General features: G+C 66.8%; 21 protein-coding genes and 3 tRNA genes. 7 read left to right on the top strand and 17 right to left on the bottom strand.

All coding sequences use genetic code 11. The features are described from left to right. Nucleotides 1-43: 43 nt before the first annotated feature. Nucleotides 44-700, bottom strand: a complete 657-nt coding sequence (locus MKP05_RS02600) for a GntR family transcriptional regulator (protein ID WP_240566884.1) — start codon at nucleotides 698-700, stop codon at nucleotides 44-46. A 177-nt stretch (nucleotides 701-877) separates the two neighbouring features. Between MKP05_RS02600 and MKP05_RS02595 the strand changes: the two genes are divergently transcribed. The 4 genes from MKP05_RS02595 (at nucleotide 878) to MKP05_RS02580 (ending at nucleotide 4,226) form a co-directional block, all read left to right on the top strand. Next, nucleotides 878-1,450, top strand: a complete 573-nt coding sequence (locus MKP05_RS02595) for a chromate transporter (RefSeq protein ID WP_240566883.1) — start codon at nucleotides 878-880, stop codon at nucleotides 1,448-1,450. Continuing rightward, complete coding sequence (locus MKP05_RS02590; RefSeq protein WP_240566882.1) at nucleotides 1,447-1,977, top strand: chromate transporter; 531 nt, start codon at nucleotides 1,447-1,449, stop codon at nucleotides 1,975-1,977. Before MKP05_RS02595 ends, MKP05_RS02590 begins: the two co-directional genes overlap by 4 nt. A gap of 221 nt (nucleotides 1,978-2,198) precedes the next feature. Further along, entirely contained in the window at nucleotides 2,199-3,680 is a 1,482-nt protein-coding gene (locus MKP05_RS02585) for a hypothetical protein (protein ID WP_240566881.1), read from the top strand. A 201-nt stretch (nucleotides 3,681-3,881) separates the two neighbouring features. Continuing rightward, nucleotides 3,882-4,226 (top strand): 2Fe-2S iron-sulfur cluster-binding protein, encoded by a 345-nt coding sequence (locus MKP05_RS02580; RefSeq protein WP_240566880.1) that lies wholly within the window; start codon nucleotides 3,882-3,884, stop codon nucleotides 4,224-4,226. Between the two features lie 94 nt (nucleotides 4,227-4,320). Here the strand turns inward: MKP05_RS02580 and MKP05_RS02575 are convergent, their stop codons facing one another. The 3 genes from MKP05_RS02575 to MKP05_RS02565 are packed head-to-tail and all read right to left on the bottom strand — an operon-like array spanning nucleotide 4,321 to nucleotide 7,779. Then, nucleotides 4,321-5,643: a sodium ion-translocating decarboxylase subunit beta gene (locus MKP05_RS02575; protein WP_240566879.1), complete on the bottom strand. Its 1,323-nt coding sequence runs from the start codon at nucleotides 5,641-5,643 to the stop codon at nucleotides 4,321-4,323. A gap of 10 nt (nucleotides 5,644-5,653) precedes the next feature. After that, on the bottom strand, nucleotides 5,654-7,477 hold the full coding sequence (oadA, locus tag MKP05_RS02570; RefSeq protein ID WP_240566878.1) for a sodium-extruding oxaloacetate decarboxylase subunit alpha: 1,824 nt from the start codon (nucleotides 7,475-7,477) through the stop codon (nucleotides 5,654-5,656). Between the two features lie 50 nt (nucleotides 7,478-7,527). Then, on the bottom strand, nucleotides 7,528-7,779 hold the full coding sequence (locus MKP05_RS02565) for an OadG family protein (protein WP_110283017.1): 252 nt from the start codon (nucleotides 7,777-7,779) through the stop codon (nucleotides 7,528-7,530). A gap of 173 nt (nucleotides 7,780-7,952) precedes the next feature. On the opposite strand from MKP05_RS02565, the gene MKP05_RS02560 reads away from it, so the two are divergent. Continuing rightward, nucleotides 7,953-8,963 (top strand): tRNA dihydrouridine synthase, encoded by a 1,011-nt coding sequence (locus tag MKP05_RS02560; RefSeq protein WP_240566877.1) that lies wholly within the window; start codon nucleotides 7,953-7,955, stop codon nucleotides 8,961-8,963. Nucleotides 8,964-9,120: 157 nt separating this feature from the next. Here the strand turns inward: MKP05_RS02560 and MKP05_RS02555 are convergent. From MKP05_RS02555 to MKP05_RS02515, 9 genes are all read right to left on the bottom strand, one after another. Beyond that, nucleotides 9,121-9,197: transfer RNA gene (locus tag MKP05_RS02555), tRNA-Arg, on the bottom strand. A 74-nt stretch (nucleotides 9,198-9,271) separates the two neighbouring features. Next, nucleotides 9,272-9,348 (bottom strand) — tRNA-Arg (locus MKP05_RS02550). 66 nt (nucleotides 9,349-9,414) lie between these two features. Further along, nucleotides 9,415-9,507: transfer RNA gene (locus MKP05_RS02545), tRNA-Ser, on the bottom strand. Between the two features lie 98 nt (nucleotides 9,508-9,605). Next, nucleotides 9,606-9,803 (bottom strand): carbon storage regulator CsrA, encoded by a 198-nt coding sequence (csrA, locus tag MKP05_RS02540; RefSeq protein WP_110283015.1) that lies wholly within the window; start codon nucleotides 9,801-9,803, stop codon nucleotides 9,606-9,608. A 205-nt stretch (nucleotides 9,804-10,008) separates the two neighbouring features. Then, nucleotides 10,009-11,259 (bottom strand): aspartate kinase, encoded by a 1,251-nt coding sequence (locus MKP05_RS02535; protein WP_240566876.1) that lies wholly within the window; start codon nucleotides 11,257-11,259, stop codon nucleotides 10,009-10,011. Between the two features lie 105 nt (nucleotides 11,260-11,364). Continuing rightward, complete coding sequence (gene alaS, locus MKP05_RS02530) at nucleotides 11,365-13,977, bottom strand: alanine--tRNA ligase (protein WP_240566875.1); 2,613 nt, start codon at nucleotides 13,975-13,977, stop codon at nucleotides 11,365-11,367. 254 nt (nucleotides 13,978-14,231) lie between these two features. Next, nucleotides 14,232-14,726, bottom strand: coding sequence for a regulatory protein RecX (locus MKP05_RS02525; protein WP_240566874.1), 495 nt, complete (start codon nucleotides 14,724-14,726; stop codon nucleotides 14,232-14,234). A 3-nt stretch (nucleotides 14,727-14,729) separates the two neighbouring features. Beyond that, a complete protein-coding gene (gene recA, locus MKP05_RS02520; protein ID WP_110283011.1) occupies nucleotides 14,730-15,794 on the bottom strand; it encodes a recombinase RecA in 1,065 nt (354 codons plus the stop codon). 113 nt (nucleotides 15,795-15,907) lie between these two features. Then, nucleotides 15,908-16,420, bottom strand: a complete 513-nt coding sequence (locus MKP05_RS02515) for a CinA family protein (protein WP_240566873.1) — start codon at nucleotides 16,418-16,420, stop codon at nucleotides 15,908-15,910. Between the two features lie 127 nt (nucleotides 16,421-16,547). Here MKP05_RS02515 and mutS point away from each other — a divergent pair, with 127 nt between their 5' ends. Both mutS and fdxA read left to right on the top strand, forming a co-directional pair. Continuing rightward, a complete protein-coding gene (gene mutS, locus MKP05_RS02510) occupies nucleotides 16,548-19,127 on the top strand; it encodes a DNA mismatch repair protein MutS (protein ID WP_240566872.1) in 2,580 nt (859 codons plus the stop codon). A 163-nt stretch (nucleotides 19,128-19,290) separates the two neighbouring features. After that, nucleotides 19,291-19,614, top strand: a complete 324-nt coding sequence (fdxA, locus tag MKP05_RS02505) for a ferredoxin FdxA (RefSeq protein WP_110283008.1) — start codon at nucleotides 19,291-19,293, stop codon at nucleotides 19,612-19,614. A gap of 494 nt (nucleotides 19,615-20,108) precedes the next feature. Here fdxA and eno read toward each other — a convergent pair whose 3' ends face one another. The 4 genes from eno to MKP05_RS02485 form a co-directional block, all read right to left on the bottom strand. Beyond that, the gene (gene eno, locus MKP05_RS02500) at nucleotides 20,109-21,401 is read right to left on the bottom strand and encodes a phosphopyruvate hydratase (RefSeq protein ID WP_240566871.1); all 1,293 of its coding nucleotides are present in this window, start codon (nucleotides 21,399-21,401) and stop codon (nucleotides 20,109-20,111) included. 39 nt (nucleotides 21,402-21,440) lie between these two features. Next, nucleotides 21,441-22,298: a 3-deoxy-8-phosphooctulonate synthase gene (gene kdsA / locus MKP05_RS02495; RefSeq protein WP_110283456.1), complete on the bottom strand. Its 858-nt coding sequence runs from the start codon at nucleotides 22,296-22,298 to the stop codon at nucleotides 21,441-21,443. Between the two features lie 14 nt (nucleotides 22,299-22,312). Next, a complete protein-coding gene (gene pyrG, locus MKP05_RS02490) occupies nucleotides 22,313-23,968 on the bottom strand; it encodes a CTP synthase (protein ID WP_240566870.1) in 1,656 nt (551 codons plus the stop codon). Nucleotides 23,969-24,538: 570 nt separating this feature from the next. Then, complete coding sequence (locus tag MKP05_RS02485; RefSeq protein WP_240566869.1) at nucleotides 24,539-25,957, bottom strand: FAD-dependent oxidoreductase; 1,419 nt, start codon at nucleotides 25,955-25,957, stop codon at nucleotides 24,539-24,541. Nucleotides 25,958-25,977: the final 20 nt, after the last annotated feature.

Raw genomic sequence — 25,977 nt, 5'->3', positions numbered from 1 at the left:
GCCCCGGGTCGCCAACAGGCGTCGACACTCGCCAGGCCAAGGGTCAGGCATGGCAGCTGCGGCGCGCCACCTGGCTGGAGAGGGTGATGTGCTCCTCGATCAGGGCGCGCGCGCGCCGCGCATCGCGTTCGATGGCGAGCTGCACCAGGGCGTCATGCTGGGCATCGAGGCGCTGACGCAGCTCAGGCGCCCGCGGCGCCACCCGACGGTAGCGGTCGAACTGGTCATGCAGCTGTGCAATGAAGCGCAGCAGCCAGATCGAACCGCAGGGCGCAACCAGGGCATTGTGGAACCGCGTATGGAGCTGCTCCCACTCCCCCACCGGAGTGTCGTCGCCGGCCCGGGTCAGGCGATGGTTGGCGGCCAGCAGCTGGGACTCCCACTCGGCGTCACCGCGCTCGATCGCACGCTCGATGGCCATCCCCTCCATCTGCCGGCGCATCTCGGTGATGTCGTCCAGTTCATGACGGGTCAACTTCAGGACCCGGAAGCCGCGCTGATTCTCCTGATGCAGCAGCCCGTAGGCCGCCAGGCGATTGAGCGCCTCGCGCAGTGGGCTCAGCCCCACTTGGTACGTCTCCCTCAGCGCCGTGATCGACAGGCGTTCACCCGCACCGAACCGCCCATTGAGCAGATCCTGACGCAAGACCTCGAACAGGCGGCTCGCCCCTGTCGCTGCCTCCTTGATGCTTTTCGCCATGGCGTGGCTCCCTATCTTTTTTGGAATTTGGTATACCGAAACCTTGACGCTCTCGGTTTGCGTGTCCTACTCTAGCCCACATAATCGATTTTTTCCATAAAAACACATTGGGCACTCCAGGCAAGTTGCTGTTTTCTATTGCATCGCCACCCGCCCCTCTCAAGGAATCACTGCCTCATGAGCACACCGGAACAGCGCAAGATCTTTTGCTCCTTCCTGCGCATCGGCCTGCTGGGGTTCGGTGGCGGCCCCTCCATGATTCCCCTGGTACACCAGGAGGCGGTCAAGCGGCATGGCTGGCTCAAGGACGAGGAGTTCGCCGACATCCTCGCCATCGCCAACACCCTGCCGGGCCCCATTGCCACCAAGATGCCCGGCTACATCGGCTATCGCGTCGGCGGCCTCCTCGGCTGCATCAATGCCGTGCTGGCCGTGATCCTGCCGATGATCGTGGCCATGATCCTGCTGCTGGGGCTGTTCAGCCACTATCGCGATGTCGGCTGGATCCACGGCATGGGGCAGGCCGTGGTCCCAGTGGTGATGGTGATGATGGCCCAGCTCGCCTGGGACTTCCTGAACAAGTCTCGCCTGGCGCTCGGCTGGACCGTCAGCCTGCTCATGGCTGCCACCTCCGGCGGACTGATCCACTGGGTGGGCGTCCACCCGGGCTGGATCATCGGGGCCCTGCTGGTCACCGCCCTGCTGCAGCCGACCCGGGAAGCCGGCAAGACCAAGGAGGCAACCCAATGATCTACCTGCAGCTGTTCCTGGCCTTCTTCATTCCCAACATCATCGGCTATGGCGGTGGTCCTGCCATCATCCCCCTCATCGAGGCGGAAGTCGTGGGCAACTACGGCTGGATGAGCGCCCAGGAGTTCGCCGAGACCCTCGGGCTCGGCAATGCATTGCCGAGCCCGATCGCCACCAAGATGGCCGGTCATGTGGGATACGAGGTGGCCGGGATGGGCGGAGCGCTGGTGGCCGTGTTCGCCACCGTCGTGCCCTCCCTGCTGCTGATGCTGGGGGCGCTGGGCCTGATCTATCGCCACCGGGAGTCGCCTCGCGTCAAGCGCATGAGTCAATGGGTTCGCCCCGTCATCGCCATGATGATGGCCTGGCTGGTGGTGAGCTTCTTCAACGAGGGCCTGGCCGGAGCCGGACCCATGCACACCCTGCTGATCGGCAGCGTGGCAGCCGTTGCCCTGCTGCGCTTCAAGCTTCATCCCGCTTTCGTGGTCGCCGGTGCGCTGGCCTACGGCGGTTTCATGCTGGGCTAGTACCACGCTAGAACTGGCGAATAGCAACACAGCAGCAACAGGAGAAAGCCATGAAACGAGCCCCACCCTAGCCTTGCACCACCGTTCGCACCGCTTTTCATGTGCAATTGGCATAACGCTACCGCGACAATGCAGTAATCCGACAATTACAACCAATCGATGGGCAACCGACAGCGAGTCGGTGCCACATGGCCAAGCCTGACAACACAACAAGGTGCAAAATGGAACAACTGGAACAGGTACCCCTCACGGCATCGCACTGGATCTTCCTGCTGGTCATCCTGGCGATCTTCGTCTCGATCGGCTTCCGCAAGGGGGTCATCATCCCCTCCCTCGCCGGCATCTTCATGCTCGGCCTGCTGGCCGAGGCGCCCCATGAGGGCGTGCTCAATCAATCGATCTTTGCCACCCAGGTGGTCTTCCAGGCCCTGCTCAATGCCGGGAATGAGCTGTTCGACATCATGCTGGTCATCGCCCTGATGGTGGCCATGCTGAAGTCCCTGCAGCAACTTGGCGCAGACCGGCTCATGGTGGCGCCCATGAAGCGGCTGATGATCGGCCCCTGGACCGCCTTCTTCGCCCTCGGCATCACCATGTATATCGCGGCAGCCTTCTTCTGGCCGACACCGGCCGTGGCCCTGGTCGGCACGGTGCTGATCCCGGTGGCCATGCAGGTCGGCCTGCCAGCGATCGGCGCCGCCATGGCGGTCAACCTGTTCGGTCACGGCATGGCCCTGTCCGCCGACCCGGTGATCCAGGGCGCCAGCCGCCTCACCGCCGGTGCCGCCGGTGTCGACACCACTACCCTGGTCCCCTATACCCTGCTGTTCTCGCTCACGGTGGGTGCCGTGGCCGTCACCATCGCCTTCCGCAACCTGCGCCGCGACATGCGCTCGGGTGCGCTGAAGGCACCGGCGTCCGATGCGGTGTTCACCCCCGAGTCGCCCAAGTCGGTCAACGCGGCCGCCGTCCAGCCGACCACCGTCGCCGAGGCGCCCGAGACCGGCCGCTATGCGCGCCTGTTCGCCGTGGCCGTGCCGGTGATCCTGCTGGGCATCGCGGCGCTGATGATCTATCGCGCCCTCTTCCTGCCCGACCAGGCGATCCGCGGCGGCGACGCCACTGCACTGCTGGGCGGCACCGCCACCGTGCTGCTGGTGCTCTCGTCCTTCGCCTCGCACGGCCATCACGCCCTTGACGGCATCAGCAGCTCTATCCGCGACGGCTTCTTCTTCGCCATCAAGATCTTCGCGCCCATCCTCCCGATCGCCGGCTTCTTCCTGCTGGGCCACCCGGACCATGCCGCCGGTGTGATCGGCAACGGCGCTACCGGCTATCTGTTCGACATCGGCCATAACATCGGCCACTTCATAGATGGCAACACCATCCTGCTGGCGTTCGGCATGGCCTTCATCGGCCTGCTCACGGGCATGGACGGCTCCGGCTTCTCCGGCCTGCCGCTGGTGGGCTCGTTGTCAGGCGCGCTGGGTACGGGCGCCGGTGTCAACGTCAACGTGCTGGCCGCGCTGGGCCAAGTGTCAGCGATCTTCGCCGGCGGCGGCACCCTGGCCGCCTGGGCCTTCGGCGTGGCGGCCGATGCCGGGATTGCCGGGGTCAGTCCGGCCGAGCTGGTCCGGCGCAACTTCGTGCCGGTGATCTCCGGTATCGTCGCGGCATCGATCCTCGCCATCCTGCTGATGTAGTCTGCCGGTGCCCACCCCGAGCCCCCGGCGTCTCCGGCGCCGGGGGCTCGTGATCAAGAGGAGGAGGCGAAGGAAAAAAGGATTGACGAGCTTTCGCCCCTGACACATGGTATACCATACGCCAAATACTGAATGGCACGCCGAACCCTCGCGGCTGGAACGACCGGCCCGACCCGACGACGAAGAGCCAAGGTGACTGCTATGCCCCTGATCAAGATCCACAAGAACGGCGAGGTCTTCGAAGGCGAAGTCCAGCCCAACACCAACCTGGTAGTGCGCGCTGGCATTCGCCAGTTTCCCTACCCCCACCTGAGCTATGGCTGCGGGATGGGCAAGTGCGCCAAATGCATGTGCAAGGTGGTCAAGGGCGGCGAGGCGTTGCCCGTGCCCAACTGGAAGGAGAAGAAGATGCTGGGGCCACGCCTCGAGCAGGGCTACCGGCTGGCCTGTCAGCTGTGGGTCGAGGAGGACCTGGAGCTGGCCCAGGAGAGCGCCGGGAAAACGGCTCGATCGGTGCAACCGGACGCCGTCACCACGACTTCCTGATTCTCCTCCCCTCTTGTCTCCCATGATGCACGAAGCCCATCGGCGCTGGCCGATGGGCTTCGTGCATTTATGGGTGCCGTCATGACGGCAGACGTCAGCCCAGGTACTTGATCATCACCCCGGCGGCCACCGCCGAGCCGATGACGCCGGCCACGTTGGGGCCCATGGCATGCATCAGCAGGAAGTTGTGCGGGTTGGACTCCAGCCCCACCTTGTTGGAGACCCGCGCCGCCATCGGCACCGCCGAGACCCCCGCCGAGCCGATCAGCGGGTTGATCGGCATCCTGCTCATCGTGTTCATCAGCTTGGCCATCAGGACGCCGCAGGCGGTGCCGATGGCGAAGGCCACCATGCCCAGCCCCAGGATGCCCAGGGTCTCGAAGGCCAGGAAACGATCGGCCATCAGCTTGGAGCCCACCGACAGCCCCAGGAAGATGGTCACGATATTGATCAGCGCATTCTGTGCCGTATCGCTCAAGCGTTCGACCACGCCGCACTCGCGCATCAGGTTGCCGAAGCAGAACATCCCCAGCAGCGGCGCGGCGTCGGGCAGGAACAGCACCACCAGGATCAGCAAGCTGAGCGGGAAGACGACCTTCTCCAGCTTGGAGACCGGCCGCAACTGGGTCATGGCGATCTCGCGCTCCTGCTTCGTGGTCAGCGCCTTCATGATCGGCGGCTGGATCAGCGGCACCAGCGCCATGTAGGAGTAGGAGGCCACGGCGATCGCGCCCAGCAGTTCCGGCGCCAGGATGCTCGACACATAGATCGAGGTGGGGCCGTCGGCGCCGCCGATGATGCCGATGGCGGCGGCCTGCTGGAGCGAGAAGTCCATCCAGCCCATCGCCGACATGCCCACCGCGCCGAGCAGGGTGGCGAAGATGCCGAACTGCGCCGCCGCCCCCAGGAACAGCGTCCGCGGGTTGGCCAGCAGCGGGCCGAAGTCGGTCATCGCGCCCACGCCCATGAAGATCACCAGCGGAGCGATACCCGAGGCGATCGCCACGTTGTAGAACTGGTAGAGCACGCCGTGGGCAAAGCCCGCGTCCATGGCGAGGTCGTTGGCCGCGCGGATCAGCGCCGGGGAGGTATCGCCATGCAGTACCTCGGCGACCTCATGCCGCCACCCCTCGACACCGCTTGCCGGTTCGAGGCCGACCTGCAGCGCTGCGGCCATCTGTTCCAGCACCTCGGGGCGGGCCAGGTGCGCCGCCTGCTCGGCGGCGGACAGCGCCAGCCCCGCCTCGGGGATGTTGGCCAGTATCCCGCCGAAGCCGATCGGCACCAGCAGCAACGGCTCGAACTTCTTGGCGATGGCCAGCCACAGCAGCAGCAGGCCCACCACGACCATCACCGCCTGGCCCGGGGTCAGGTTGTAGAGACCCGAGCCTTCCCATAGCGTCAGTAGCTTTTCCATGGGATCACCCTCAGAGCTCGATCAGGGTGTCGCCGACGGCGACGCTGTCGCCCTCGTTGACCCGGATGGCCGATACCGTGCCGGCGGTCGAGGCGCGTACCTCGGTTTCCATCTTCATCGCCTCGAGGATGATCACCACGTCGCCGGCCTTGACGCTGTCGCCCGGCCGCACGTTGACCTTGAAGATGTTGCCGGCCAGCGGCGCGGGGATCGCCTCGCCGCTGGGCGCCGGCGCCGCCTCGGCGGCCTCGCTCGCCTCGCTGACCTGGCCGATCTCGCCGCCCTCGGCGACCTCGACCACGTAGGCCTTGCCGTTGACCTTGACGGTATAGGTCTCGGGGCCACTGGACACGGCCGGGGCCTGGGCGGGGGCGCCGCCCTGCCGTGAGGCGACCGGCAGCGTCGCGGCCGAGCCGGGGTTGTCGGGGGCCTGGGGCGCCGGCTCGAAGGCGTCGGGGTTATCGCGGTGCTTGAGGAACTTCAGGCCGATCTGCGGGAAGAGCGCATAGGTCAGGACATCGTCGATCTCGCGCTCGCCCTCGGCCAGGCGAATGCCCTCGGCCCTGGCCTTCTCCTTGAGCTCGGCGGTCAGCCTGTCCATCTCCGGCGCGAGGTTGTCGGCCGGGCGACAGGTGATCGGCTCGCCCCCCTCCAGCACGCGGGCCTGCAGCTCCTTGTTGAATGGGGCCGGGGCGGCGCCGTACTCACCCTTGAGCAGCGCCTGGACCTCCTTGGAGATCGACTTGTAGCGCTCCCCCATCATCACGTTCATCACCGCCTGGGTGCCGACGATCTGCGAGGTCGGGGTGACCAGCGGGATGAAGCCCAGGTCCTCGCGCACCCGCGGGATCTCCTTGAGCACGTCGTCGAGCTTGTCACCGGCGCCCTGCTCCTTGAGCTGGCCTTCCATGTTGGTGAGCATGCCGCCCGGCACCTGGGCGATCAGGATCCGCGAGTCGATGCCCTTCAGCGACCCCTCGAAGGCGGCGTACTTCTTGCGCACCTCGCGGAAGTAGGCGGCGATCTCCTCGAGCAGCTCGAGGTCCAGGCCGGTGTCGCGCGCGGTACCCTGGAGGATGGCCACCACCGACTCGGTGGGGCTGTGGCCGTAGGTCATGGACATCGAGGAGATGGCGGTATCGACGTTGTCGATGCCGGCCTCGGCGGCCTTGATCGCGGTGGCGGTGGACATGCCGGTGGTGGCATGGCACTGCATATGGATGGGGATATCCAGCGCGGCCTTGAGCTTGGTGACCAGTTCAAAGGCGTCGTAGGGCTTGAGCAGGCCGGCCATGTCCTTGATGGCCAGGGAATCGGCGCCCATGGCGGCGATGCTCTTGCCGAGCTCGACCCAACCGTCCAGGGTGTGCACCGGGCTCACCGTGTAGGAGAGCGTGCCCTGGGCGTGGCCCTCGACCTTGCGCACCGCCCGGATGGCGCGTTCGAGGTTGCGCGGGTCGTTCATGGCGTCGAAGACCCGAAAGACGTCGACGCCGTTGGTCCGGGCGCGCTCGACGAAGCGGTCGACCACGTCGTCGGCGTAGTGGCGATAGCCGAGCAGGTTCTGGCCGCGCAGCAGCATCTGCTGGGGGGTGTGGGGCATGACCTCCTTCAACGCCCGTATCCGCTCCCATGGATCCTCGCCGAGGTAGCGGATACAGGCGTCGAAGGTGGCGCCGCCCCAGGACTCCAGGGACCAGAAGCCGACGCGGTCGAGCTTCTCGGCGATGGGCAGCATGTCGTCCAGGCGCATCCGCGTGGCGAACAGCGACTGGTGGGCATCACGCAGTACGACATCGGTGATGCCCAGCGGGCGAGCAGCATTGTCAGTCATGGGAGTGACCTTGTCGTTATGGGATGGAGGATGAAACCGGCAAGGAGCGCTCAGCGACGATGGCGACGCCGATAGCGATGCACCGCGGCACTGATGACCGCCATCAGGTCATCGTCCTGGCGGGGCGTCGGCGCGCGGCGGTCGGTGGCGGAGGCAGGGACCGCCGGCTCGGGGAAGAAGCGGCCGATCGTCTTGGACATCAGGGTGGTGACGATCACCAACACGGTAAGAAAAACAAAAACAAAGCCCATACCGACGCCCATCAGGGCCAGCCCTTCCTGTAGTAGCTCGATGTCCTGCATGCGGCGTTCTCCTAGATCTTGTCTCCAGCCGGCGCCGATCTCACGCGATCAGGCCGGCTTGCGTAATTTTTTCGATCATATAACCTGCCACATCCCCGGCAGATTGCAATGGCGATATGGTGGAAATCAGTGTTGTTAATTTACTACATAACGGCCGCATCGGCCTAGCGCCCATGGAGGGCGTGATCGATGCCGTGACCCGCGATCTGCTGACACGACGCGGCGGCTTCGACTGGGCGGTCACCGAGTTCGTGCGCGTGGTGGACGCCCGCTTGCCACCTCGCGTCTTCCTCAAGCACTGCCCCGAGCTCGCGGCCCCCCGTGTCGCCACGCCCAGTGGCGCGGCGGTGCACCTGCAACTGCTGGGCGCCGACCCGGAGGCCCTGGCCGCCAATGCCCGCCAGGCACTCGCACTGGGCGCCGTGAGCCTGGACCTCAATTTCGGCTGCCCGGCCAAGCTGGTCAATCGCCATGACGGCGGCGCCTCGCTGTTGCGCGACCCTCGCCGGGTACAGGCCGCCGTGGCCGCCGTGCACGCCGCGGTGGGCGATGCGATCCCGGTCACCGCCAAGATCCGCCTGGGCTTCTCCGACCGACGCCGGGCGCTCGAGTGCGCCCTGGCCGCCGAGGATGGCGGCGCACGCCAGTTGGTGGTCCATGGCCGCACCCGCGACGAAGGCTATCGGCCGCCTGCCCACTGGGAGTGGATCGGCCGCATTCGCCGGCGGCTACGCATCCCGGTGGTGGCCAACGGCGACATCTGGACCCTCGAGGACTACTGGAAGGCCCGCACCCTCTCGGGCTGCCGCGATGTCATGCTGGGTCGCGGGGCCCTGGCCGACCCCTGGCTCGCCCCGCGCATCCGCCACTGGCAGGCCACCGGCGAGCGGCTGCCGGCGACTCGCTGGTCGCAGCGAGGCCAGCTTCTGGCCGAGTATGCTGCAATGCAGCGTAACATACTTCCCGACCGGATTGTCACCTCCCTGGTGAAGCAGTGGCTGAACCATATGCGCGCCCGCGACGCCGAAGCGGCCCGACGCTTCCAGGCGCTCAAGCGACTCACCGACCTGGATGCCCTGGCGGCAGGGCTGCAGGCAGCGGAACCCGGCACCAGCACTCCCCCGCCCGGCACGCACAGCACCGAGCCGACGGAACGCCGCAGACGGCTTGTCGTCGGTAAATAAAACCAATAAACAAAAAAAGAGGCGCTCGTCGCATCGCGACGGCGCCTCAAACGATCGCGGAACCGACGCACGAGCGGCGACGCCGATTCAGCCAGCAGAACGGTGCGGTTCCGGAAAGCAGAAGACCCGCCCTCGTGGGCGAGGACGGGTCGAGATCTGGCGCGCCCGGGAGGATTCGAACCTCCGACCACCTGATTCGTAGTCAGGTACTCTATCCAGCTGAGCTACGGGCGCTGGATACAATGATGGAATCACTGTGGGGAATGCGACACGTGGCGGAGATGCCACCGGCAACATTCACTCGAAGATGGCGCGCCCGGGAGGATTCGAACCTCCGACCACCTGATTCGTAGTCAGGTACTCTATCCAGCTGAGCTACGGGCGCTCTATCTTCACACTGTGCCGAACCGCTCCGGATGGGGGTTTGCTGATGAAGCCACCCTCGGGAACTTGGCGGAGAGGGAGGGATTCGAACCCTCGATGGGGCTATAAACCCCATACTCCCTTAGCAGGGGAGCGCCTTCAGCCACTCGGCCACCTCTCCCTCATCGACACGGCGCGTATGTTACCGTTTCTGAAGGCCATTGTCCAGCGACCTTCGTGGTTTTTTCAGACTGACGGCGGCGATCATCCCGGCACGCCTCAGCCTTCCTGATCACCACCCTCTGCATCGGCCTTCTCGCGCTGGATGCGCTGGTAGATCTCCTCGCGATGCACAGCGACATCCTTGGGGGCGTTGACGCCGATTCGGACCTGGTTTCCCTTGACGCCCAGCACGGTGACGGTGATGTCGTCTCCGATCATCAGGGTTTCGCCGACTCGGCGGGTCAGGATGAGCATGGCTGATCTCCTTCTCAGACTTGTTCTCGGACTTGCGGGCAACGGGATGTTCGCCGACAGGGCGGCACCGCCTCATTATGTGGCATCGCGTCGTCCCTGACCAATGGCGCCGACTCCATGACACCCCCGAGCAGCCCGTTCGCCGTTACAGGGGTGTCATGGACTTCCCTACAAGCGTAGAAGGTGTCGGCCGCACGCGACGCCCTTATTCGCTCTCGATGTCGCTCTTGTCCAGGCCGAAGGCCTTGTGCAGGGCCTTGACCGCCAGCTCCATGTGCTTCTCGTCGACCACCACCGAGATCTTGATCTCCGAGGTCGAGACCATGCGGATGTTGATGTTCTCCTCGGCCAGCACCCGGAACATCTTCGAGGCCACACCGGCGTGGGAGCGCATGCCCACACCCACCAGCGAGACCTTGGCGATGTTGTCGTCGCCCTTCACTTCGCCTTCGCCCAGTTCGGGCAGTACCTGCTCCTTGAGGATCTTCAGGGTCTGCTTGTAGTCGCCCTTGGCCACGGTGAAGGTGAAGTCCGTGTAGTCGCCGGCCGGCGCCACGTTCTGCACGATCATGTCGACTTCGATGTTGGCATCGGCGATCGGGCCCAGGATGCGCCAGGCCACGCCCGGCACGTCGGGGGTGTTGAGCAGGGTCAGCTTGGCTTCGTTGGCGGTGAAGGCGATGCCGGAGATCAGCGGTTCTTCCATGGAATCCTCGTCTTTGTCGGAGTCTGCAATGATCAGGGTGCCGGGGCCATCCTCGAAGCTGGACAGCACGCGCAGCGCGACATTGTACTTGCCGGCGAATTCGACGGCGCGGATCTGCAATACCTTGGAGCCCAGGCTCGCCAGCTCGAGCATCTCCTCGACGGTGATGGTCTCGAGACGCTGGGCCTTGGAGCAGACCCGCGGGTCTGTGGTGTAGACGCCGTCGACATCGGTGTAGATCTGGCACTCGTCGGCACCCAGCGCCGCGGCCAGGGCCACGCCGGTGGTGTCGGAGCCGCCGCGGCCCAGGGTGGTGATGTTGCCCTCCTCGTCGACACCCTGGAAGCCGGCCACCACGACCACCTGGCCGTCGTCCAGGTCGGCCCGTAGCTCATCGGTCTCGATGCGCTGGATGCGCGCCTTGGTGTGGGCGCTGTCGGTCTGGATGCCCACCTGGGAACCGGTGTAGGAGGTCGCCGGCACGCCCAGCTTGTGCAGGGCCATGGCCAGCAGCGAGATGGTGACCTGCTCACCGGTGGAGACCAGCATGTCCATCTCGCGCGGCGTCGGCTCGTCGTTGATCTCGTTGGCCATGCTAATCAGGCGGTTGGTCTCGCCGCTCATGGCGGAGACCACGACCACGACCTGATGGCCGTCGTCGCGGAAGCCCTTGACCTTCTCGGCCACGGCCTTGATGCGCTCCACGGAGCCCACCGAAGTGCCGCCGAACTTCTGTACGTATAGTGCCATATGCCGTTTTCCCTCGTAGGTCGAGCGGGTAGCGCCCGGATGAGTGAAAGGTGAATGAATGTGGCCAGGGCCGGGGCATCGCTGCCACCGGCCCTGGGAAAGCGGTTACTGGAGCCGCGACTCGACCCAGCCCGGTACGCTCTCGAGCGCCCCGGGCAGGGCCGCCACGTCGTTGCCGCCGGCCTGGGCCATGTCGGGTCGGCCGCCACCCTTGCCGCCGACCTGGGAGGCCACGTGGTTGACCAGTTCACCGGCCTTGACGCGGCCGGTGAGGTCCTCGGTGACGCCGGCGATCAGGCTCACCTTGCCGGCACTCTCGTCGGCCACGCCCAGCACCACGATGCCGGAGCCCAGCTTGGTCTTGAGCTGGTCGAGCATGCCGCGCAGCTCCTTGCCGGACACCCCCTCGAGTCGGGTGGCCAGCACCTTGACCCCGTTGACCTCCCGGGCCTGGCTGAGCATGTCGCTGCCGGCGGCGCTGGCGAGCTTGGCCTTGAGCCGCTCGAGTTCCTTCTCCAGGGTGCGGTTGCGCTCGAGCAGCGACTCGACCCGCTCCTCCGCCTGCTCCGGCTTGGCCTTGAGCCGCTCGCCGATGCGATTCAACCGGGCCTCCTGCTCGCGGAACCAGGCGAGTGCCCCTTCGCCGGTGATCGCCTCGATACGACGCACACCGGAGGCGATGCCGGTCTCGCTGACGATATGGAAGCAGCCGATGTCGCCGCTGCGCGCCACGTGGGTGCCCCCGCACAACTCGATGGAGAAGTCGTCATCGCCGATGGTCAGCACCCGGACGTCGTCGGCGTACTTGGCCTCGAACAGTGCCGCGGCGCCCTTGGCCTTGGCCTCGTCGAGGCTCATGTGCTCGATGCGTGTCGGGGCATTGGCGAGGATCTGCTCGTTGACCAGGCGCTCCACCTCGTCCAGCTGCTCCGGCGTCATCGCCTCGAAATGGCTGAAGTCGAAGCGCAACCGCTCGGGGGTCACCAGCGAGCCCTTTTGCTGGACATGGTCGCCCAGCACCAGGCGCAGCGCCTGGTGCATCAGGTGGGTGGCCGAGTGGTTGCGCACCGTGGCCGCTCGCAGCCTGGCGTCGACCTGTGGGCGCACCTCGACCCCCACCGCGAGAGCGCCCTCGAGCAAAACGCCGTGGTGCAGGTGGTGGCCGGCCTGCTTCTGGGTGTCGGTGACCAGGAAGCGGCCGCCGTCGTCGAGGTGCAGGTAGCCGGTGTCGCCCACCTGGCCGCCCGACTCGCCGTAGAAGGGCGTGCGGTCGAGTACCACCACGGCCTTCTGCTCGGGCTCCAGCGCCGCCAGCTCGTTGCCGGCGCTGTCGACGATGGCGGTGACCCTGGCGCGATCCTCCAGGCGGTCGTAGCCGGTAAAGGCGGTCTCGCCCTCGAGCTCCAGGGCGGCAGCGTAGTCGGCGCCGAACTGGCTGGCGGCGCGCGCCCGCTCCCGCTGGGCCTCGAGCTCGCGCTCGAAGCCTGCCTCGTCGAGGGTCACGCCGCGCTCGCGACAGACGTCGGCGGTGAGGTCATAGGGGAAGCCATAGGTGTCGTAGAGCTTGAACACCGTCTCGCCGGGCAGCACCTCGCCGTCGAGACCGCCCAGCGCCTCCTCGAGCAGGCGCATGCCGTGCTCGAGGGTGCGGGCGAACTGCTCCTCCTCCTTGAGCAGGATGCGCTCGATCTGGTGGCGCGCCCGACGCAGCTCCGAGAAGGCCTCGCCCATCTCGGCGTCCAGCGCCCCCACCAGCTTGTGGAAGAAGCTGCCCTTGGCGCCCAGCTTGTGGCCGTGACGGATGGCGCGGCGGATGATCCGGCGCAGCACATAGCCGCGCCCCTCGTTGGAGGGCAGCACGTCGTCGGCGATCAGGAAGGCGCAGGAGCGGATATGGTCGGCGATCACCCGCAGCGACGGCGTGGTGGTGTCGTCATGGCCGGTGGCGCGGGCCGCGGCCTCGAGCAGGCTCTGGAAGAGATCGATCTCGTAGTTGGAGTGCACGCCCTGCATCACCGCGGCGATGCGCTCCAGCCCCATGCCGGTGTCGATGGACGGCTTGGGCAGCGGGTTCAGGGTGCCGGCCGCGTCGCGGTCGAACTGCATGAACACCAGGTTCCAGATCTCGATGTAGCGATCGCCGTCCTCCTCGGGGCTGCCGGGAGGCCCGCCCCACACCTCGGGGCCGTGGTCGAAGAATATCTCGGAGCTGGGGCCGCAGGGGCCGGTGTCGCCCATCTGCCAGAAGTTGTCCTCGTCGAGCTTGGAGAAGCGCGCCGGATCGATCCCCATCTCGTCCTTCCAGATGCGCTCGGCCTCGTCGTCGCTGACATGCACCGTGACCCACAGCTTCTCCTTCGGCAGGCCCAGCACCTCGGTGAGGAAGACCCAGGCGAAGCGGATGGCGTCACGCTTGAAGTAGTCGCCGAAGCTGAAGTTGCCCAGCATCTCGAAGAAGGTGTGGTGGCGGGCGGTATAGCCGACGTTGTCGAGGTCGTTGTGCTTGCCGCCGGCACGCACGCAGCGCTGGGACGAGGCCGCCCGCACGTAGGGGCGCGGGTCGCGGCCGAGGAAGACGTCCTTGAACGGCACCATGCCGGCGTTGGTGAACAGCAGGGTCGGGTCGTTGCCCGGCACCAGGGAGCTGGACGGCACGACGGTGTGGCCGTGCTGTTCGAAGAAACTCAGAAAGGCCTGTCTGATATCTGCGCTTTTCATGGGGTATCCGTGGCGATGGCATGGTGACCCGGCGGGCAGGCGGGAGTCCGGCGAGAGCCGGAAACGCCGCGCCGGCGCGCGCTGCTCGCGCCACCCGGGCTTTCGCAAAGGGAGCTATTATACCGCAGTTGTCAAGCGACTGAAGAGGGCCGCCCGGACGGGCCCAGGCCTATCGCAGTGAGCGTTTTTTTCACACCCTCGCGGAGTCGGGGCTACCCCGGGGGCAGGCCCGCCCCCGGCGCCCCGCGGCTAGACTAGCCCTGTTCAGGCGCTTCGTCCCAGGCGTGGGCCAGGGCGTGGCGCAGCTGGTCGAACGCGAACCCGCGGCCGGCCAGGAAGCGCTCGCGGCGGGCACGCTCGCGAGGGGTGTCGCCGGGGCCGGTGAAGCGCCGCGCCAGGGCATCGCAGGCCAGGGCGAACCAGTCGGCCTCGCCCTGGCCCTCGAGTTCGGCGAAGGCGTCACGGATCCGCTCGCGATCGATGCCGCGCCGCTCGAGCTCGGCGCGGATCTTCAGCGGACCCTGCCCTCGAGCGATCCGCGAGCGCAGGAAGCTCTCGGCGAAGCGGGCGTCGGACTGCAGCCCCTGCTCGGCCAGGGCGTCGAGGCAGGCCTGGATGTCGGCCGCTTCATGGCCGCGGGCAGACAACCGCTCGAGCAGCTCGGCGCGAGAGTACTCGCGCCGCGCCAGCAGGCGGATGGCATCGTCCCGGGGGGTCGCGTCGCGACCGGGGGCTGGCTGGTCGGGCATCGTTTAGAGCAGGTCGTCCTCGCGCGCCTCGGCGCCGGCCACCGCCACCTCGGCCTCCTCCTTCTTCGGCTCCGGTGCGGCGAGCAGCTGGGCGCGGATCTGGCTCTCGATCTCCTCCATGATGGCCGGGTTGTCCTCGAGGAACTGGGCGGCATTGGCCTTGCCCTGGCCGATCTTGTTGCCCTGGTAGCTGTACCAGGCGCCGGCCTTGTCGACCAGCTTGCACTGCACGCCCAGGTCGATCACCTCGCCGGCATGGTAGATGCCCTTGCCGTAGAGGATCTGGAACTCGGCCTGGCGGAACGGCGGCGCCACCTTGTTCTTGACCACCTTGACCCGCGTCTCGTTGCCGGTCACCTCGTCGCCCTGCTTGACCGAGCCGGTGCGGCGGATATCGAGACGCACGCTGGCGTAGAACTTCAGCGCATTGCCCCCGGTAGTGGTCTCGGGGCTGCCGAACATCACGCCGATCTTCATGCGGATCTGGTTGATGAACACCACCATGCAGTTGGCGTTCTTGATGTTGCCGGTGATCTTGCGCAGCGCCTGGGACATCAGGCGCGCCTGCAGGCCGACGTGGGAGTCGCCCATCTCGCCCTCGATCTCGGCCCGCGGGGTGAGCGCGGCCACCGAGTCGATGATGATCACGTCGACGCCGCCGGAGCGCACCAGCATGTCGCAGATCTCGAGGGCCTGCTCGCCGGTGTCTGGCTGGGAGACCAGCAGGTCGTCGAGGTTGACGCCGAGCTTCTCGGCATAGCTGGGGTCCAGGGCGTGCTCGGCATCGATGAAGGCGCAGGTCTTGCCCTGCTTCTGGGCCTGGGCGATCACCGACAGGGTCAGCGTCGTCTTGCCCGAGGACTCCGGCCCGAAGATCTCCACCACCCGACCCAGCGGCAGACCGCCGATGCCGAGCGCGATATCGAGCCCGAGCGAGCCGGTGGACACCGACGGCATGACCACCCGCGGGGCATCGCCGAGGCGCATCACGGTGCCCTTGCCGAACTGGCGATCGATCTGGGAAAGCGCAGCATTCAGCGCCTTGGAACGGTTGTCGTCCTGAGCCATCACGGGTCTCCTGGCAATGGAATGAAACGAGAGAAATGGATTGGGTACTGTATGACTGCACAGTAGTATGGCGAAAAAAACCTCGCTCGGCCAGCATCGGCGACGGGGGCGCGTCAGTCGCGCTCCAGCTGCCGGATCAGCCCGACCAGGGCCTCGCGCACCGCCTGCTCGCGCACCGCGCGACGATCGCCGGGAAAGTGGCGACGGACCGCCTGCTGGTGCTCGCCGTCGCCCCAGGCCAGCCAGACGGTGCCCACCGGCTTCTCGGGGCTGCCGCCCCCCGGGCCGGCCACCCCGCTGATCGCCACGCCGAGGTCCGCGCCGCTGTCGCGGCAGGCGCCGGCGACCATGGCCTCGACCACCTCGCGACTGACCGCGCCGTGCTCCGTGAGGGTCGCTTCCGGGACCCCCAGCAGGCGGGTCTTGGCGCCGTTGGCATAGGTCACATAGCCGGTCTCGAACCAGTCGGAGCTGCCGGCCACCGCGGTGATGGCGCTGGCCACCCCGCCGCCGGTGCAGGATTCGGCGGCCGTCACCGTCACGCCACGCTCGCGGCAGGCCCGCCCCAGGCGTTCGGCGAGCAGCGTCAGGTCGAGATTGGCCAGGCTAGCGGCACTGTGGGACATCGCATCGCTCCTGAAGGAATTTGCGTCGACTTTTCCGTACAATACTGCCTTTGTTCGCGACATGCAGGCCGCGGCACACCACGCTGCCGCGGCCCCACGGAACCCGACGGAGTATCACAGGAACCCCATGTCCCAGGCCAGCGCCCAGCATACGCCGATGATGGCCCAGTACCTCAAGATCAAGCGCGAGCATCCGGACGTGCTGCTCTTCTACCGCATGGGCGACTTCTACGAGCTGTTCTTCGACGACGCCAGGCGCGCCGCGTCCCTGCTCGACATCACCCTGACCCAGCGCGGCCAGTCCGCCGGCAAGCCGATTCCCATGGCCGGGGTCCCCTACCACAGCGCCGAAGGCTACCTGGCCCGCCTGGTGGCCGCCGGCGAGTCGGTGGCGATCTGCGAGCAGATCGGCGATCCGGCGACCAGCAAGGGACCGGTGGAGCGCCGCGTGGTGCGCATCGTCACCCCGGGGACCCTCTACGACGAGGCGCTGCTCGACGCCCGCCGCGACAACCTGCTGGTCGCCCTGCATCCGCGAGGCGAATGCTGGGGGCTGGCCTGGCTGGAGCTCTCCAGCGGCCGCTTCAGCGTGCTGGAAGTCGAGGGCGAGGGCGAGATGCTGGCCGAGCTCCAGCGCCTGGACCCGGCCGAGCTGCTGGTCCCCGAGGGCCTGGCGCTGCCGCCGGGCCTCGACGGGCGCCGCGGCCTGCGTCGCCAGAGCGACTGGCTGTTCGACCTGGAGAGCGCCAGCCGCACCCTATGCGACCAGTTCCAGGTCCAGGACCTGCGCGGCTTCGGCTGTGCCCACCTGGAAGCGGCACTGACCGCCGCCGGGGTGCTGATCGACTACGCCCGCGACACCCAGCGCTCGCGACTGCCCCATGTCACCGCCATCGGCGTGGAGAGCCGCGACGATGCCGTGGTGATCGATGCCGCCAGCCGCCGCAACCTGGAGATCGACACCAACCTCGGCGGCACCGCCGACAACACCCTGGCCAGCGTGCTCGATACCACCGCCACCGCCATGGGCTCGCGGCTGCTCAAGCGCTGGCTCAACCGGCCGCTGCGTGACCGCGACCAGGTCGCGGCGCGCCAGGCGGCGGTGGCCCTGCTGCTCGACGTCGAGGGCTTCGTGGCGCTGCGCGAGGCACTCAAGGCGATCGGCGACATGGAGCGCATCCTGGCGCGGGTCGCGCTCTACAGCGCCCGCCCGCGGGATCTCGCCCGGTTGCGCGACGCCCTCGCGGCCCTGCCCGGGCTGGAGCGGGAACTCGCCGTCTACAGCGAGGGCACGGCCCTCGACGAGCTGCGCCGGCACATTCGCCCCTACCCCGCGCTGGCCGACACCCTGACCCGCGCCCTGGTCGAGAACCCACCGGTGGTCATCCGCGACGGCGGGGTGATCGCCGAGGGCTTCGACGCCGAGCTCGACGAGCACCGCGGGCTCGCCGAGCACGCCGGCGACTACCTGGTCCGGCTCGAGACCCGCGAGCGGGAACGCACCGGCCTGCCCGGGCTCAAGGTCGGCTACAACCGGGTCCATGGCTACTACATCGAGATTCCCCGCGCCCAGGCCCGCGACGCCCCGGCGGACTATGTCCGCCGCCAGACCCTGAAGAACGCCGAGCGCTTCATCATCCCCGAGCTCAAGGAGTTCGAGGACAAGGCGCTGTCGGCGAAGTCCCGCGCCCTGGCCCGGGAGAAGCTGCTCTACGACGGCCTGCTCGACACCCTCAACGCCGACCTCGATGCGCTGCAGGCCACCGGCCGCGCCCTGGCGGCGCTGGACGTGCTGTGCGCCTTCGCCGAACGCGCCCAGGCGCTGGACTTCTCGCGCCCCCAACTGCTCGAGCCCCCCGGCATCAGCATTCGCGGCGGCCGTCATCCGGTGGTGGAGCAGGTCAGCGAGACGCCCTTCGTGCCCAACGACCTGGTGATGGATGACACGCGGCGGATGCTGGTCATCACCGGGCCCAACATGGGCGGCAAGTCCACCTACATGCGCCAGGCCGCGCTGATCACCCTGCTCGCCCACACCGGCAGCTTCGTGCCGGCGGACGCGGCGGAGATCGGCCCGGTCGATCGCATCTTCACCCGCATCGGCTCCTCCGACGACCTCGCCGGCGGGCGCTCCACCTTCATGGTGGAGATGACCGAGACCGCCAGCATCCTGCACAACGCCACCGACCACAGCCTGGTGCTGATGGACGAGATCGGTCGCGGCACCAGCACCTTCGATGGCCTGTCGCTGGCCTGGGCCAGCGCCGAGCACCTGACCCGCTCGCGGGCCTTCACGCTGTTCGCCACCCACTACTTCGAGATGACGGCGCTGGCCGACCAGGCCGGGAGCGTGGCCAACGTGCACCTGACGGCGGCGGAACACAGGGATGGCATCGTCTTCATGCACCGGGTGGAAGAGGGACCGGCCAGCCAGAGTTACGGCCTGCAGGTGGCGCAACTCGCCGGCGTCCCCCCCGCGGTGATCGCCCGCGCCCGGGAGAAGCTCAGCCTGCTCGAGCAGCAGGAGATCGACCAGGGCAGCCGCCAGCTCGCCTCCGCAACGGACGGGCCCGGCGTACCGCAGCAGACCGACCTCTTCGCCAGCGCTCCCCACCCGCTGGTGGAGGAGCTCGGCGCCCTGGCCGTGGACGACCTGACGCCACGGCAGGCGCTGGAGCTGCTCTATCGCTGGAAGGGGACGGTATGAATGACCGACAATGGCAGCGGGGCACGCTTGCGGGAAAGCCCGCGCCACGACTAGAATGGCCCGATCAAATTATCAGGATTATAAGAACCACTTCTCTTATAACCATTCCTGAGTTACTCATTACCGGCCGCGGGCGACCCCGGCCCGAGGGAGGGAGACTGACATGACATTCGTCGTCACCGAGAACTGCATCAAGTGCAAGTACACCGACTGTGTCGAGGTCTGCCCGGTGGACTGCTTCTATGAAGGCCCCAACTTCCTGGTGATCCACCCCGACGAGTGCATCGATTGCGCCCTGTGCGAGCCCGAATGCCCCGCCGAGGCGATCTTCTCGGAGGACGAGCTGCCCGAGGGCCAGGAGCCGTTCATCGAGATCAACGCCGAGCTGGCGGAGGTGTGGCCGAACATCACCGAGAAGAAGGACCCGCTGCCCGACGCCGAGGAGTGGGACGGCAAGCCGGACAAGCTCGAGCAGCTCGAACGCTGATCCCGGTCACCTGGCACGCAAACGACGCCGCCGAATGTCTCGCGACATTCGGCGGCGTCGTTTCTGCCTTGAGCGAAGAAGGAGAACACCAGGCAAAAAGGCGGCCCGCAGGCCGCCCGCTCCCAGCCAATCCTTGGGCGGCTCCCTCCGCCCGACTCCTGTGGCGCCTTCCCTGCCCGGAAGCGGCTTCCTGTCGCACCAGGCGCACCACACTTGCATCCCGTTGCATCCTGCCGAGAGAACCTTGCCGTTCTCCCTTGTCCCATGACCATTGTGGCAGCCCTGCGCTGCAGCACAACCCTCCCCCGGCCGCGCATCTTTCGCGAGCCAGCGCAAGCCGGCTCGGATGAGGCCAAATCAATCCAATAAAATCAACAACATAAAAAGACCGACACCGGAAGGTATCGGTCTTCGACAGGCGTGACGAGCGAATCTCTTCGGCTCTATGTAGGCAATTTCCTACAAAAGATCAGGCAAAAGACAACAGCGTTCGATTACTGCCCCTTGACGGCCGCACGCCCCGGGTAGCTCACCCGGTCGCCCAATTCCTGCTCGATCACCAGCAGGCGGTTGTACTTGGCGACACGATCGGAACGGCTCAGCGAACCGGTCTTGATCTGGCCGGCACTGGTGCCCACGGCGAGGTCGGCGATGGTGGTGTCCTCGGTCTCGCCGCTGCGGTGGGAGATCACCGCGGTGAAGCCGGCATCCTGGGCCATCTTGATGGCGTCCAGGGTCTCGGAGAGCGAGCCGATCTGGTTGAACTTGATCAGGATGGAGTTGCCGATCTGCTCGTCGATACCGCGCTTGAGGATCTTCGTATTGGTCACGAAGAGGTCGTCGCCGACCAGTTGCACGCGGTCGCCGAGCTTGTCGGTCAGCGCCTTCCAGCCGCCCCAGTCGGACTCGTCCATGCCGTCCTCGATGGAGACGATGGGATAGTCGTCGCACAGCTCGGCCAGGTAGTCGACGAAGCCTGCCGCATCGAAGGACTTGCCTTCACCGGACAGGTTGTACTTGCCATCCTTGTAGAACTCGGAGGAGGCGCAGTCGAGCGCCAGGGTCACGTCGCGGCCGAGCTCGTAGCCGGCATCGGCCACCGCCTGCTTGATGACCGCCAGCGCCTCGGCGTTGGAGGCCAGGTTCGGCGCGAAGCCGCCCTCGTCGCCCACCGAGGTGGCCAGGCCCTTGGCCGACAACACCTTCTTCAGGGCGTGGAAGATCTCGGCACCCATGCGCAGGCCTTCGCGGAAGTTCGGCGCGCCGACCGGCTGAACCATGAACTCCTGGATATCGACGTTGTTGTCGGCATGCTCGCCGCCGTTGAGGATGTTCATCATCGGCAGCGGCATCTGGTACCGGCCCGGCTGGCCGTAGAGCTCGGCGATGTGGGCGTAGAGCGGCATGCCCTTGGCGTTGGCGGCGGCCTTGGCGGCGGCCAGGGACACCGCGAGGATGGCGTTGGCGCCCAGCTTGGCCTTGTTGTCGGTACCGTCGAGCTCGAGCATGGCGTCGTCGAGGCCGCGCTGGTCACGGGCGTCGATGCCCAGTAGACGCTCACGGATGGGACCATTGACCGCCTCGACGGCCTTGAGTACCCCCTTGCCGAGATAGCGCGCCTTGTCGCCGTCGCGCAGCTCGAGCGCCTCGCGGGAGCCGGTGGAGGCGCCGCTCGGCGCGCAGGCCACGCCCGCCGCGCCACTCTCCAGGCGCACTTCGGCCTGCACGGTGGGATTGCCGCGGGAATCGAGCACCTCGAGGGCGTGAATGTCGACGATCTTGGTCATATGCGTTTTCCTTTTGTCGTGTCAGCGTGAAGAAGCGTGTTATTGGATCTCGAGCGGCGCGAACCCCTTCACCAGGTCATCGATGGCCTTGAGCTGGGTGAGGAAGGGCTCGAGCCTGTCCAGCGGCAACGCACAGGGGCCGTCGCACTTGGCGTTGTCGGGGTCCGGATGGGCCTCCAGGAAAAGCCCGGCCAGCCCCACGGCGACACCGGCACGGGCCAGCTCGGCGACCTGGGCGCGACGGCCGTCGGCGCTGTCCGCCCGCCCGCCGGGGCGTTGCAGCGAGTGGGTGACGTCGAAGAACAGCGGATAGCCGGTCTGCTTCATGTCACCGAAGCCGAGCATGTCGACCACCAGGTTGTTGTAGCCGAAGCTCGAACCCCGCTCGCAGAGGATCAGGCGGTCATTGCCGGCCTCCTCGCACTTGCGGATGATGTGGCGCATCTCGTGGGGCGCCAGGAACTGCGGTTTCTTGATGTTGATCACCGCCCCGGTCTCGGCCATGGCCACCACCAGGTCGGTCTGGCGGGCCAGGAAGGCCGGCAACTGGATGATGTCGGCGACCTCCGCCGCCGGGGCGGCCTGCCAGGGCTCGTGTACGTCGGTGATCACCGGCACCTCGAAGCGCGCCTTCACCTCGGCCAGGATCTCCAGCCCCTTCTCCAGCCCCGGGCCGCGGAAGGAGTGGATCGAACTGCGGTTGGCCTTGTCGAAGCTGGCCTTGAACACGTAGGGCATGCCGAGCCGGCCGGTGACCTCGACATAGGCCCCGGCGACCTCGAGGGCGAGCTCCCGGGACTCGAGCACGTTCATGCCGCCGAACAGCATGAGCGGCAAGGAATTGCCGGCGGTGAGGCCGGCAAAGTCGATGTGACGTTCGGATCTGGACGCGGTCATGACAGACATGGGCCTCACTCCTGGTGCGAGGGCTGGACACGGGTACGTGCCGCCTTGTGCTCCAGCGCCGCATTGACGAAGCCGGTGAACAGCGGATGGCCGTCACGGGGCGTGGAGGTGAACTCCGGGTGGAACTGGCAGGCCACGAACCAGGGGTGGTCCGGCAACTCGACCATCTCCACCAGGGAATTGTCGACGCTCTTGCCGGAGACCACCAGGCCGGCCTTCTCCAGCGCCTCGACGAACTGGTTGTTGACCTCGAAGCGATGACGGTGACGCTCGACGATCTCGTCGGCGCCATAGGCCTCGCGGGCCCGGGTGCCGGCCGCGAGGTGACAGATCTGGCCGCCCAGACGCATGGTGCCGCCCAGGTCGGAGCCCGCATCGCGCAGCTCGATCTTGCCCTCGGCGTTGATCCACTCGGTGATCAGGCCCACCACCGGATGCTGGGTGTCGTGGGTGAATTCGGTGGAGTTGGCGTCTGCCCAGCCGGCCTTGTTCCGGGCGAACTCGATCACCGCCACCTGCATGCCGAGGCAGATGCCGAGGTAGGGAGTGCCGCTCTCGCGGGCATAGCGGGCGGTGGCGATCTTGCCTTCCACCCCGCGCTCGCCGAAACCGCCGGGGACCAGGATCGCGTCCTTGCCGGCCAGGCGCTCGGTGCCGTGGCGCTCGATGTCCTCGGAGTCGATGTAGTCGACGTTGACCTTCACCCGGGTCTGGATACCGGCGTGGATCAACGCCTCGTTGAGCGACTTGTAGGCGTCGAGCAGCTCCATGTACTTGCCGACCATGGCGATGTTGATCGACTTGAGCGGGTTGAGCTTGGCGTCGAGGACGTGCACCCACTCGCCGAGGTCGGCCTCGTCGGCCGTGAGGCGCAACTTGTCGCAGACGATCTCGTCGAGGCCGTGCTCGTGGAGCATCAGCGGGATGCGGTAGATGGTGTCGGCATCCTGCAGCGGGATGACCGCGCGCTCTTCCACGTTGGTGAACAGCGCGATCTTGCGGCGCTCGGCTTCCTCGAGCTCGACCTCGCTGCGGCAGATCAGGATATCGGGCTGGATACCGATGGAGCGCAGCTCCTTGACGCTGTGCTGGGTCGGCTTGGTCTTGGTCTCCCCCGCCGTCTTTATATAAGGCACTAACGTAAGGTGCATGAAGATCGCCCGGCTCGCACCCAGCTCGCTTCTGATCTGGCGGATCGACTCCAGGAAGGGCAGCGACTCGATGTCGCCGACGGTGCCGCCGATCTCGACGAGTGCCACGTCGAAGCCCTCGCCGCCGGCATAGACACGGCGCTTGATCTCGTCGGTGATGTGGGGGATCACCTGCACGGTGCCGCCCAGGTAGTCGCCGCGGCGCTCGCGACGCAGCACGTGCTCGTAGACACGCCCGGTGGTGAAGTTGTTGCCCTGGGTCATCTTCGTGCGGATGAAGCGCTCGTAGTGACCGAGGTCGAGGTCGGTCTCGGCGCCATCCTCGGTGACGAACACCTCGCCGTGCTGGAAGGGGCTCATGGTGCCGGGATCGACGTTGATGTACGGATCCAGCTTGAGCATGGTGACCTTGAGGCCGCGCGCCTCGAGAATCGCCGCCAGCGAGGCCGACGCGATGCCCTTGCCGAGTGAGGACACAACGCCGCCGGTCACGAAGATATATCGTGTCATGGAGAACCTGTCGAATCGTGATCATGAGGCGTGGCAGGAAACCGCGCCGGGATGGGACGACAGACTAGCAGAATACGACCAATGGCTCAATTTTGGCCAGGCCAGAGGAGGCCATACAGGAGCAGGGCTGGCTAGAGAAGCGACTTTGCAAGGACGCTGACAGAGAGCGAAGCGACTAGCGGCGATCGACAGGGATGTCGATCGAGGGCCGGCAAGAGGGACCTTGTTCCGGCCCGACGCGCAAGTCGCAAGCGAGATGTCAGGGTTTCGTCCTTGTGCGTCGCGAGTCTGCCAGCGCTGCTCCGGTGGCCAGCACCCGCGGCTGTTCCGGCGACAGGTCTTCGCGGAGGCGCTGTGAACCCCTCCCTGGGCGCTACATTCTTCATCCATGAAGAATGACCTCCGCTCCGACCCGTCCCCGGCGCCGCTCACCCTTGGTGGAGCCATCGCGCTCGAGCTTCGAGCTTCGAGCTTCGAGCTTCGAGCTTCGAGCTTCGAGCTTCGAGCTTCGAGCTTCGAGCAGGATGGTACCTCCGCCCTGCCCGAGGCCCGAAGCCCGCGGCTCGTGGCTTACACCCCCAGGTAGTCGAGGATGCCCTCGCCGGCCTGGCGGCCCTCGTAGATGGCGGTGACCACCAGGTCGGAGCCGCGCACCATGTCGCCACCGGCGAAGATCTTCTCGTTGGTGGTCTGGAAGGCATAGGCGCCCTCTTCCGGCGCCTTGACCCGGCCGCGCTCGTCGAGCTCGATGCCCACGGTCTCGAACCAGGGCGCCGGGCTCGGCTGGAAGCCGAAGGCGATGACCACGGCATCGGCGGGGACGATCTCCTCGGAGCCCGGCACCACCTCGGGGCGCTGGCGGCCGTTCTCGTCGGGCTCGCCCAGGCGGGTGCGCACTACCTTGACGCCCTCGACCTTGCCCTCGCCCACCACCGCGACCGGCTGGCGGTTGAACAGGAACTCGACGCCCTCCTCGCGGGCGTTGGCCACCTCGCGACGCGAGCCCGGCATGTTCTCCTCGTCGCGACGATAGGCACAGGTCACGCTCGCCGCGCCCTGGCGGATCGAGGTGCGGTTGCAGTCCATGGCGGTGTCGCCGCCACCCAGCACCACCACCCGCTGATCCTCGAAGGTGATGTAGTCGCGGGGGTCCTTCTCGAAGCCCAGGCAATGGTTGACGTTGGCGATCAGGAAATCGAGCGCCTTGTGCACCCCCGGCAGGTCCTCGCCCGGGAAGCCCCCCTCCATGTACTTGTAGGTACCCATGCCGAGGAAGACCGCGTCATACTCCTCGAGCAGGGTGTCGAAGGCGATGTCGCGGCCGATCTCGACGCCGAGACAGAACTCCACGCCCATCTCCTCGAACACCGCCCGGCGGCGCTCCATGACGTTCTTCTCGAGCTTGAACTCGGGGATGCCGAAGGTCAGCAGGCCCCCGATCTCCGGGTACTTGTCGAACACCACCGGCTTGACGCCGTTGCGCACCAGGATGTCGGCGCAGCCGAGCCCCGCCGGGCCGGCCCCGATCACCGCCACCTTGCGGTCGGTCCAGGTCACCTTGGACATGTCCGGGCGCCAGCCCATGGCGAAGGCGGTATCGGTGATGTACTTCTCCACCGAACCGATGGTCACCGCCCCGAAGCCGTCGTTGAGGGTGCAGTCCCCCTCGCACAGGCGGTCCTGGGGACAGACCCGGCCGCACACCTCGGGCAGGGTATTGGTCTTGTGCGACAGCTCGGCGGCCTCGAGGATGTTGCCCTCGGATACCAGCTGCAGCCAGTTGGGAATGTAGTTGTGAACCGGGCACTTCCACTCGCAGTAGGGGTTGCCGCAGTGCAGGCAGCGATGCGCCTGGCTGGCCGCCTCCTGGGGCTTGTAGGGCTCGTAGATCTCGGCGAACTCCCGCGAGCGGGTCCGCGCTTCCTTCTTCTTCGGGTCCTGGCGACCCACGTCGATGAACTGGAAATCGTTGCTCAGACGGTTTGCCATGGTCTCTGCTCCTCTCTGCC

The organism is Halomonas flagellata, assembly GCF_022487945.1.
Taxonomy (GTDB): domain Bacteria; phylum Pseudomonadota; class Gammaproteobacteria; order Pseudomonadales; family Halomonadaceae; genus Halomonas; species Halomonas flagellata.
The sequence above is the reverse complement of the archived record's forward strand: the minus strand, read 5'-3'. Positions and strand labels throughout refer to the sequence as shown.